The sequence below is a fragment of the Giesbergeria anulus genome, from assembly GCF_900111115.1.
GTDB classification, from domain to species: domain Bacteria; phylum Pseudomonadota; class Gammaproteobacteria; order Burkholderiales; family Burkholderiaceae_C; genus Simplicispira; species Simplicispira anulus.
In genome coordinates this window covers 1-11,022 of the sequence record NZ_FOGD01000022.1, presented here as the reverse complement: position 1 = coordinate 11,022, position 11,022 = coordinate 1, and the positions used below count along the sequence as shown (strand labels likewise).

10 protein-coding genes are annotated in these 11,022 nt (G+C 55.8%); 8 read left to right on the top strand and 2 right to left on the bottom strand.

What is annotated here, in order from left to right:
* Positions 1–364: transposase (locus BMX55_RS15815; protein WP_143059705.1), on the bottom strand; the 364-nt coding region annotated here is incomplete at its 3' end.
* A gap of 100 nt (positions 365–464) precedes the next feature.
* Complete coding sequence (locus BMX55_RS15810) at positions 465–1,394, bottom strand: LysR family transcriptional regulator (RefSeq protein WP_091459371.1); 930 nt, start codon at positions 1,392–1,394, stop codon at positions 465–467.
* Positions 1,395–1,526: 132 nt separating this feature from the next.
* Here BMX55_RS15810 and BMX55_RS15805 point away from each other — a divergent pair, with 132 nt between their 5' ends.
* The 8 genes from BMX55_RS15805 to BMX55_RS15770 form a co-directional block, all read left to right on the top strand.
* Positions 1,527–2,684 (top strand): CaiB/BaiF CoA transferase family protein, encoded by a 1,158-nt coding sequence (locus BMX55_RS15805; protein ID WP_091459369.1) that lies wholly within the window; start codon positions 1,527–1,529, stop codon positions 2,682–2,684.
* 31 nt (positions 2,685–2,715) lie between these two features.
* The gene (locus tag BMX55_RS15800) at positions 2,716–3,699 is read left to right on the top strand and encodes a hydroxymethylglutaryl-CoA lyase (RefSeq protein ID WP_091459367.1); all 984 of its coding nucleotides are present in this window, start codon (positions 2,716–2,718) and stop codon (positions 3,697–3,699) included.
* Entirely contained in the window at positions 3,696–4,076 is a 381-nt protein-coding gene (locus BMX55_RS15795) for a VOC family protein (RefSeq protein WP_091459365.1), read from the top strand. Before BMX55_RS15800 ends, BMX55_RS15795 begins: the two co-directional genes overlap by 4 nt.
* 116 nt (positions 4,077–4,192) lie before the next feature.
* On the top strand, positions 4,193–5,158 hold the full coding sequence (locus BMX55_RS15790) for a Bug family tripartite tricarboxylate transporter substrate binding protein (RefSeq protein WP_091459364.1): 966 nt from the start codon (positions 4,193–4,195) through the stop codon (positions 5,156–5,158).
* Between the two features lie 240 nt (positions 5,159–5,398).
* Complete coding sequence (gene ppc, locus BMX55_RS15785) at positions 5,399–8,209, top strand: phosphoenolpyruvate carboxylase (protein WP_091459362.1); 2,811 nt, start codon at positions 5,399–5,401, stop codon at positions 8,207–8,209.
* A 57-nt stretch (positions 8,210–8,266) separates the two neighbouring features.
* Positions 8,267–9,229 carry a D-2-hydroxyacid dehydrogenase gene (locus BMX55_RS15780; RefSeq protein WP_091459360.1) on the top strand — a complete coding sequence of 321 codons (963 nt, stop codon included), beginning with the start codon at positions 8,267–8,269 and terminating at the stop codon, positions 9,227–9,229.
* Positions 9,226–10,542, top strand: coding sequence for a glycerate kinase type-2 family protein (locus BMX55_RS15775; RefSeq protein ID WP_091459358.1), 1,317 nt, complete (start codon positions 9,226–9,228; stop codon positions 10,540–10,542). The genes BMX55_RS15780 and BMX55_RS15775 overlap by 4 nt, the downstream gene beginning before the upstream one ends.
* Before the next feature lie 245 nt (positions 10,543–10,787).
* Positions 10,788–11,022 (top strand): transposase (locus BMX55_RS15770; RefSeq protein ID WP_143059704.1); only part of this gene is annotated, 235 nt, incomplete at its 3' end.

Genomic DNA, 11,022 nt, shown 5'->3' with positions numbered 1-11,022 from the left:
CCAACGTATCGACTGCCATATGTACCTTGCTGCCACGCCTGCGCTTGTAGCCGTCATAACCGGCCCGAGGGCCACTCTCACAGCTCGACTGCAAAGTGCGTCCGTCCAGAATCACGGCGCTGGGCTGGCCTTGTCTACCTTGGGCGACGCCAATGATGGAGCGTAGATCCGAGGCCATTGCTTCAAAGCAGCCAGCCTGGAGCCAACGGCGTGTTTGTTGGTATGCCGTTTCCCAAGGAGGTAGATCGTTGGGTAGCATGCGCCAAGGTGCCCCGGCACGTACTAGCCAGCGCAGGGCATTAAAGACTTGGCGTAGATCATGGTGACGCTGGGGAGCATTGGTGGGGTAGGGCTTGCGCGACATGGCTGCAAATTTACCCTGTTCCAGCACTCACCGAGTGCATAACACGCACTAGCGCTGATTTTGAAGACCGCTACCCCACGTCAAGTGTATGAAGTCGCATTCAGCGTTGGCTATCCACCCTGAGAGGATTCCTCAAATGCTCAATCATGAGCCGGGTGGCTGACGACAACGACTGCTCATCCACGTAGCCGAGCAGTAACTGGCGATTGGCCCAGTTATCGGTGAGCTTTAGCGCCACCAAGCCGCGAGGCCGCAGAAGCGGCTCACAAGTCGCGCGAGGAAGCACTCCGATTCCCAAATTGGCGGCAATCATTTGACACATCGCGTCAAAACTTCGAACCTGAATGCGCAAACGTAAGGGCTGCCCAACTGCCTCTGCTGCCCGTGAAATCAATTCAAGTAAGGAGCTGCCACGATTAAGACCCACGAACGAGTGCTCAAGACACTCGGCGAACGAAAGGCGCTTGCGTTTGGCAAGCGGATGATTTTTTGAACACACAACCACCAGCTCATCGGTCTGAAATGTTTCCACCGTAACGCCATGCGCTGGCGTTCCATCTGCAAACACACCAACGTCAGCGATGCCATCAAGTAGCGCTCGCACGATGTCTCCACTGAGTTGCTCCTCAATTTCAACGCGAATCCGAGGATGCGCATTCATGAAACGCCCTAACGCATCCGGCAAAAACTCCGTCAACGCGGACATGTTGGCCCAGAGTCGAACATGTCCGCGAGAACCGTCTAAATACTCAGACATCTCATTGCTGAACAACTCGAAACCCTGGTAAAGACGCACCGCGTGCTGCATTGCAACATGCCCAGCTGGAGTCAGAGTAATCCCTTGCGGACTGCGTTCGATCAATTGAGATCCCGTGGCCGCCTCGAAATCTGAAAGCCTGCGGCTGGCGGCCGAAAGCGCCAAGTGGCATTGGGCTGCCCCCTTCGTAATGCTGCCGGAATGCGCGACTGCGCAAAAAAGGCGCAGGGTTACAAAGTCGAGTCGGGCTGGATTGATTGGCACGGAGGACATGCCTCATATTAAATCATCAGATTACTCTTGGGCTTCGCAAAATGCGAAGCCATAGGCCTGCCTTAGCAATTCCTCTCAACCGTCCTGCTGACCTAAAGTTGCGTCTAGTGAAATTTCAAGAAAGATGGAAACATGCAAGCCCTACACGGATTGAAAGTAATCGAAATGGGTCAGCTCATTGCTGGCCCATTTGCCGGCAAGACGCTTGCCGATTTCGGCGCGGATGTGATCAAGGTCGAACCGGAGGGAACCGGTGACCCCCTGCGCAAATGGCGCATGCTGCGCGACGGGACCTCTGTCTGGTGGGAAGTTCAATCCCGCAACAAGCGTTCTGTTTGCCTGAACTTACGCACGCCCGAGGGGCAAGATGCAGTCCGAGCACTGGTCGTCGAGGCCGACGTGCTGATCGAGAATTTTCGTCCAGGTACGCTGGAAGGCTGGGGCCTGGGATGGGACCAACTGCATCAGCTCAATCCAAAGCTGATCATGCTTCGCATTTCCGGTTACGGTCAAACGGGTCCGTACCGCGATCGACCTGGATTCGGCGTGTTGGGCGAAGCGATGGGTGGACTGCGCCACCTCACGGGCGAGCCTGGACGCGTGCCGGTTCGCGTCGGCGTTTCGATCGGTGACACCTTGTCGGCTCTCCATGGGGTGATCGGCGTCTTAACTGCCTTGCATCACCGCAATATGAACGGCGGCGAGGGTCAATCCATTGACGTCGCTCTATATGAGTCCGTCTTCAACGTTATGGAAAGCCTACTTCCCGAATACGACGCATTTGGTGCGATCAGGGAACGAGCTGGCAGTGCGTTGCCGGGCATTGCCCCAACAAACGCGTACCTTTGCAGCGACGGACGTTATGTCCTCGTCGCCGGCAACGGTGACAGCATCTACCGGCGGTTGATGCGCGCAATTGACCGCGCTGACCTGGCAGACGATCCGGCACTCGCACAGAACGATGGTCGTGTTGCTAGGGTCGACGAGATCGACACAGCCATTGAGCATTGGACACGCCAACGCTCTCGCGAAGAAGTGCTTTCTACCCTGGCTGCTGCCGGGGTCCCCGCTGGGCATATTTACTCGGTGGAGGACATCGCCAAGGATCCGCAGTATCTGGCCCGCGACATGATTGTCAATTCCCCCACGTCAGACGGCCGCCCACTGAAAGTTCCGGGCATTGTCCCAAAGCTCAGCGCTACTCCCGGTCGCATCACGCACGCCGCCCCAAAGCTTGGTCAGCATACCGCTGACCTGACCGGCGAAGGCTGGCCCACTCGAACCCATTGACGCAGCTGCGTCCAGTAACAAGGAGATCTTTATGCAAACAGGCCACGGAAAGCGCCTTTACATCAATGAAGTGAGCACGCGCGACGGATTCCAGATGGAAAGCCGCTTCATTCCAACGGACGACAAAGTCGCATTTATCGACCGTTTGAGCGATTTAGGTTACGCCAAAATTGAGGTCACTTCGTTCACATCGGCTAAGGCCATTCCCGCTCTAAGAGACGGGGAAGCGGTCATGCAGCGCATTGCTCGACGAGCTGGTGTGGTTTATACGGCACTGGTTCCCAATGCCCGCGGCGCTGAACGCGCGCTGGAAAGCAGGATCGAAGAGTTCAACATCGTCATGTCGACCAGCGAGACACACAACCTCGCTAACCTGAAAATGACCCGGGAACAATCTTTTCGGCAGCTTTCCGAGGTGATCAGGCTTGCACAATCGGCCAAGGTCCCCGTCAACGTGTCACTTTCCTGTGTCTTCGGATGCCCCATGGAAGGAGAAGTTCCGATGGACGGTGTGCTAGATTGGATCGATAGATTCACGCAGTTGGGCGTCCAAGGAATAACCTTGTGCGATACCACTGGCATGGCGTATCCAACGCAAGTGCAGGACATCTGCGCAACGGTTTTGGCTAGGCAACCAGCCTTGGATTTCACCGCCCATTTCCACAACACACGGTCAATGGGACTCGTGAACACCATCGCGGCGGTTGAGGCGGGAATCATACGATTCGACATGTCGCTCGGGGGTATTGGTGGGTGCCCATACGCGCCAGGTGCCACAGGCAATGTCGCCACCGAAGACGTCACACACATGCTCGCGTGTATGGGTTACGAAACAGGCTTGTCCTTGGAAGGCTTGATTGCCGCCGCAGCGCAGCTCGAACAACTAGTGGAACATGCGTTGCCGGCGCAAGTATCGCGAGCCGGCCCGCGTCTCACGCGCCATGAGCCACCACAGGATTTCCCCACGATTGTTTCACGTGCCCACGAACGCGAAACACTGGAGGTGCAGCCATGATCGATCACCTGGACCATTTGGTTCTGACCACGGCCAACGAAGCCGACTGCGTTCATTTCTATGTCGAGCTTCTAGGCATGAAGCTGGAAACGTTCGGCAGCGGGCGCAAAGCTTTTCGCTTCGGAAATCAGAAGATCAATCTCCACGTCAAAGGACATGAGTTCGAACCCAAAGCGCACACGCCCGTCCCGGGTGCGCTTGACCTGTGCTTTATTGCAAGCATTCCACTGGACCGAGTCATCTCAGCACTCAAAGCCCAAAGCGTCCCTATCTTGGAAGGTCCGGTGATGCGTACTGGTGCTACCGCGCGCATCCGATCCATCTATTTGCGGGATCCGGATCTGAATCTAATTGAGATTTCGGAGCTCGTGGCATGAGGGTCGTCTTCTCCGAATCGGTCTAGACGCACGGGTATAAAAAAGTTAGTAGAGCTAATCATTTAATTTGAATTATTTTCACGCGCACAGACGCACCTAACCCTAGGAGACAAACCATGAAAGTAGCCATTCTTTTCTCTGCAACGACTATCTTTGCAGCCGCATCCGTCTTCGCGCAAGCGGAAACATACCCCACAAAAAACATTACCATCATTGTCCCCAGCGCTCCTGCCGGTTCTACCGACATCATGGCGCGGTTCATCGGAGAACAACTGCAACAAGCATGGGGCCAAGCAGTCGTCATCGACAACCGTCCTGGCGCATCAGGCAACATTGGTACGGAAGCAGTCGCTCGCGCTAACCCCGATGGCTACACGCTGTTAATGCAATATTCCGGATACCACGTTGGAAACCCAGCGCTATTTCCGCAAATTCGTTGGAAGCCAGCCGACTTTGCGCCAGTCGCGCTGGTCATGCGTGCACCACACGTAATAGCAGTGAGTGGTAAGTTGCCGGTAACCTCCCTGAAAGAGCTTATTGCTTACGGCCATAAAGATGACAAAGGACTTTTTTATGCTTCCTCTGGGAAGGGCTCGATCCAGCATATTGCTGGAGAGATGTTCGGACGTCAAGCCAAGGTCTCTACGACCCATATTCCTTACAAAGGAGCCGGACCGGTTCTGACCGACCTGATGAGTGGTCAGGTCGACATGTTTATCACAACTCCACCATCTGTGATTGGACAGGTTCAATCAGGAAAAATTAAAGCCTTGGCTTATGCCGGCCCAACGCGTCATCCATCAATACCGGACGTCCCAACCACTGCGGAAGCAGGATTGGCAGGCTATGAAGTGGAATCCTGGTTTGCTGTCTTTGCACCGGCAAAGACGCCTGCAAGCATTGTTCAAAAATTGACATCGCAGATAAAGACCATTGTGGAAAGCGACGTGTACAAGAAAAAAGTCAGCGATCAAGGTGCATTCGCTTCATATATGGACTCTAAAAGCCTTGGGAAATTTGTTGATGCCGAGATGGCGCAATGGTCGAAGGTTATTAAAGACGCCCGCATCAAAGCTGACTAACCTTCGATCATTCAATTGACCGATCTGGGGTGCCGAATTAACCCACTGGCACCACTGCCTCTGGACTGCGTGATCAGATTGTTTTGAAAGGCCGAAACTCTTCGATCAGCAAAGTCGCTTCTTCCTATTTAATCGAAACCACGCGGGCGAACCCGTCCCACACACTAAGTCAATATGCTCGATTCCAATGAGTCTGCAAAATCCGTCCGCCGTAAAACCATCGTACGTTCAACCGGAGTTATGGAACCGATCAATGGCGCCAGAAGTAAGCTCGTAGAGCAACCACTGATCAACGACATCCGCCTGCTGGGCAGCATACTTGGCGACGTGATTCGCGAGCAAGAGGGCATAGCTGCATTTGAACTGATCGACCAGGTGCGCAAGCTGTCGGTGGCCTTTCGGCGCGACGCTGACCAAGAAGCCGACAAGGCACTCAAAAAGCTACTCAAAGGTCTTTCGGGTCGCCAGACCGTCAGAGTGATCCGTGCTTTTACCTATTTCAGTCATCTTGCTAACTTGGCCGAAGATCGCCACCACATCCGCCGCTGGGCCGTCCACGAGCGCACAGGCGAGACTAAGGAAGGTTGCATCGAAGTGGCGATGGCCCGCCTGCACGGGGCCAGAATAGAGCCAATAACTATAGCAGAGACACTGGCACGCAGTTTTGTCTCTCCGGTCCTTACGGCCCACCCAACCGAAGTGCAGCGCAAAAGCATTCTGGATGCCGAGCGAGACATTGCGCAGTTACTCACGGCGCGCGATACCATCAAGGCCCTTGGGCAAGCGGTCAACTCTGCCAAGGACACACTCACACCGAAGGAGCTGGCAGCAAACGAAGCACTACTACGTGCCCGCGTGACGCAACTCTGGCAAACCCGCCTGCTGCGCTTTTCCAAGCTCACCGTGGCCGACGAAATCGAGAACGCGCTGAGTTACTACGAAGCCACCTTCCTGCGCGAAATTCCCAAGCTTTACGCCCATCTGGAGCGCGAACTGGGCAACCAACCAGTAAATAGCTTCCTGCGCATGGGGCAGTGGATCGGCGGCGATCGCGACGGGAATCCGAATGTGTCGGCGCAGACCTTAGAGTATGCGCTATGCCGTCAGGCGGATGTAGCTTTGCGCCATTATTTGACGGAGGTGCACTATTTAGGCAGCGAACTGTCGCAGTCAACTGGTTTAGTCGGCATTACACCTGCAATGGCGGCGCTGGCCAAAAGCTCGCCCGACACCAATGTGCATCGCCAAGACGAACCGTACCGCTTGGCGCTAACCAGCATCTATGCGCGTTTGGCAGCAACCTTGAAAAGTCTGACCGGTGGCGATGCAGCCCGCCATGCCGTTGCGCCGCAAAACGCCTACGTCTTGCCCGAGGACTTTCTGGCTGATCTGCGCACCATCGAGGCTTCGCTGCTGGCCAACCACGGAGCGCCTCTTATCGCTCAGCGCCTACACCCGCTGATACGCGCCGTGGACGTGTTTGGCTTCCATCTGGCCACAGTTGACCTGCGCCAAAGCTCTGATAAACACGAAGATGTTGTGGCAGAACTGTTGTCTGTGGCGCGGATCGAGTCCGATTATTCTGCGCTGGATGAGATGGCCAAGCGCACACTGCTGCTGGACCTGCTCAACGATGCCCGTCCGCTGCGCGTATTGGACTCGACGTATTCCGCCCATGCACAGGGCGAGCTGGCGATCTTTGAGGCCGCACGCACAGCCCGCGTCCGTTTTGGCAAGGAAGCCATTCGCCATTACATCATCAGCCACACCGAGACGGTCAGCGACCTCCTAGAAGTTCTGCTGCTACAAAAGGAAACCGGTCTGATGCACGGGACCCTTGACTCCGCCGCCACCAACGACTTGATCGTTGTGCCGCTGTTTGAAACGATTGAAGACCTGCGCAATGCAGCGCCCATCATGCGGGATTTCTATGCCCTGCCCGGCGTGGCGCAACTTGTCAAACGCAGCGGATCCGAGCAGGACATCATGCTAGGTTACTCCGACAGCAACAAGGACGGCGGCATCTTTACCAGCAACTGGGAGCTGTACCGCGCCGAAATTGCACTGGTGGAGTTGTTTGACGAGTTAGCCAATTCACACAACATTCAGTTGCGAATGTTCCATGGCCGCGGCGGCACGGTAGGCCGTGGTGGGGGTCCGAGCTACCAGGCGATCCTGGCGCAGCCGCCCGGCACGGTGCGCGGGCAAATCCGCCTGACGGAGCAAGGTGAGGTCATCGGCTCCAAATATGCCAATCCTGAGATTGGCAGGCGCAATCTTGAGACGCTAGTAGCCGCCACGCTGGAAGCCACCCTGTTGCAGCCGACCAAACCAGCCTCAAAGGCATTCTTGCAGACCGCCGCCGAACTGTCACAAACCAGCATGGCAGCCTACCGCTCCCTGGTTTACGAAACTCCTGGATTCACCGAATACTTTTTCAGCGCCACTCCGATCCACGAAATTGCCGAACTAAACATTGGTTCGCGACCTGCATCGCGCAAGGCATCGCAAAAAATTGAAGACCTGCGCGCCATTCCTTGGGGATTTAGCTGGGGTCAATGCAGATTGACCTTGCCTGGCTGGTTCGGTTTTGGCACAGCGGTTGAAGCTTTCTTGAACCAAAACGGCGCAGAAGGTAAGAAGGAGGCGCTTGGCGTGTTGCAAAATATGTACCATCAGTGGCCCTTCTTTCGCACCCTGCTCAGCAACATGGACATGGTACTTGCCAAAAGCGACTTGGCACTGACGTCCCGCTATTCCGAGCTGGTGGTCAATGCCAAGCTGCGCAAACGGATTTTTTCTGCAATTGAGTCTGAATGGCACCTCACGACCGAAGCGCTGTCACTGATCACCGGGGAGAAACAGCGTCTGACAGGAAACGCGGCGTTGCAGCGCTCGATCCGCCACCGTTTCCCCTACATCGACCCACTTCACCATCTGCAGATTGAACTCATTCGGCGATATCGCAGCGGTCAACGCGATGAGTTCATTCAAAGCGGAATCCATCTTTCGATCAACGGCATAGCAGCGGGTTTGCGCAATACCGGTTGACCCTGCGTTCACGATCCAAGCAACCAATTAATTCACCCCTACTTCATCCATCACAAAATGAAAATAGTCTTCCTAGATCGAGAGACCTTGTCGCCGCAAACCGTACTGAGGTCGCCTTCCTTCCCGCATGAGTTGAAACTGCATAGCCGCACAGCGCCGACGGAGGTGAGTACGCGGATCAGCGATGCTCACATTGTGGTTGTGAACAAAGTTAAGCTTTCTGCACAAGACATCGCTGCGGCGCCAAATCTGCGCATGATCGCCATAGCGGCAACAGGGACAGACAACGTCGATCTGGTCGCGTGTCAGGCCCGGGGCATAGTCGTCAGCAATATCCGCAACTATGCGAAGCACACTGTTCCGGAACACACGTTTGCGCTGATATTTGCACTTCGGCGTAGCGTCGCCGCATACCTGCAATCGGTGCGTGATGGTCGCTGGCAACAAGCACAGCAATTCTGTTTCTTCGACCATCCGATTCGGGATCTGACCGCTTCGACCTTGGGCATCATCGGTGACGGCGTGTTGGGCCAGGCCGTCGCAAGCATTGGCCGTGCTCTCGGCTTGCGCGTTCTATTCACCGGACACAAGGGAAGAACGGGTCAAGGCAACCTCTATACCCCGTTCGAGGATATGCTCCGGCAAGCCGACATCATCACTCTGCACTGCCCGCTCAATGCGCAAACGCGCAACATGATCGGTCCTGACGAATTCGCAGCAATGGCCAGAAGGCCATTGCTGATCAACACCGCCCGTGGCGGTCTGGTGGACGAGGCTGCGGTAGGGCCGGCCCTGGATGCAGGACATATTTCCGGCGCTGCTTTCGACGTCGCAAGCGTCGAACCACCGCCGCCCGATCATCCTTTTATGGCTCTGCTCGACCGCCCAAATTTCATTCTGACGCCACACGTAGCATGGGCAAGCGACGAGGCTATGCAGGGGTTGGCTGACCAGTTGATAGATAACATCGAAGGATTTTTTCACGGTGCTCCGGTGAATGTGATGGAGCCAGCACCATGACTTGTAAAAGCGAGGGAATTGAACCACGGATTGTGCTGCGAAAGCTCTTTGACGCAGCAGTTGGAAAGGCACAACCTGAGCTCACAATTGGCACTTTTTTGCCTCCGCCGCCGCAAGGTCGTACAGTGGTTATTGGTGCTGGCAAGGCTGCCGCGGCGATGGCACATGCAGTCGACCGGCTTTGGCCAAAGAACGCCCCGTTGTCTGGTCTAGTGGTGACCCGATACGGGCATATTCCTGCTCGACCGACGGATTCTATGATCCGCATCGACATTGCTGAGGCAGCCCATCCTGTACCCGACGAAGCTGGCCGCGACGCGGCAGTCCGCATGCTCAAGGCGGTTGAAGGTCTCCGTGCTGACGATCTGGTTCTCTGCCTCATGTCAGGGGGAGGATCGGCACTGCTGACGCTGCCAGCCGATGGACTGGATTTTCATGAAAAGCAAAAAATCAATCAAGATCTGTTGCTCTCCGGTGCCCATATCGGAGAGATGAACTGCGTCAGGAAGCACCTTTCTAAAATCAAGGGAGGTCGATTGGCTGTTGCCTGTGCCCCGGCCCAACTGCTCACCCTAGTGATCAGCGATGTCCCTGGAGACGACCCAGAGGTAATCGCCAGCGGACCGACTGTCCCGGATTCGAGCACGGCCGAGCAAGCCTTGGGAATACTTCAACGCTACAAAATCGAGATTCCTGACGGCATCCGAGAGCAGCTTGAAAAAGGCGATCTGGAAACCCCGAAAGACGACGATCCTGCCTTTGTCAATGCCAGGATCGAACTCATTGCGACACCGTGGCAATCACTGGTGGCGGCCGCAGAATGCGCCCGCGCCATGGGACTTCCGGCACACATCCTGAGCGACGAAGTTGAGGGCGAATCGCGCGAGGTCGGGAAGGTACATGCGGCGCTCGCACGATCGGTTGCACGTCGTAACAGCCCATTTACGCGACCCTGCGTCATCCTGTCCGGAGGCGAAACCACCGTGACGGTCAAACCCCAGACCTTGGACGGACCGCGAGGTCGAGGTGGCCGTGCCGGTGAATTTTGCTTAGGGCTCGCGCAAGCGCTGGAAGGCGAACCTAACATTTGGGCGCTTGCCGCCGACACGGATGGCATCGATGGGGTGGAAGACAACGCAGGGGTGTTTGTCACACCGGACACACTGGCCCGCGCAGAAGCTGCCGGTATGTCCATCTCCAGCCATCTAGACCGGAATGATGCTTATGGGTACTTTCAGGGCCTGGGCGACTTGCTGGTGACCGGTCCTACGCACACCAACGTCAATGATTTTCGTGCCATCTTCGTTGACTGAAGTTGCGCGGCTATTTTTGATACTGATCAAAGGCTTATCGTGTTCAGAGAAAACATAGACGTTGATAGCGCTCCCTTTGTATTGCGCCACCAACCAGCCACGAATGGGGTGGCCCAAGAACAATCGATGCCACTTCAGTGCTTGGATGCAGTGCTCGAATATCGGCTCCCCAGACGTTGGTTTGCGCCGTGCCTTAGAGCGTGTTATGCACTCGGTGAGTGCTGGAACAGGGTAAATTTGCAGCCATGTCGCGCAAGCCCTACCCCACCGATGCTCCCCAGCGTCACCATGATCTACGCCAAGTCTTTAATGCCCTGCGCTGGCTAGTACGTGCCGGGGCACCTTGGCGCATGCTACCCAACGATCTACCTCCTTGGGAAACGGTATACCAACAAACACGCCGTTGGCTCCAGGCTGGCTGCTTTGAAGCAATGGCCTCGGATCTACGCTCCATCATTGGCGTCGCCCAAGGTAGACAAG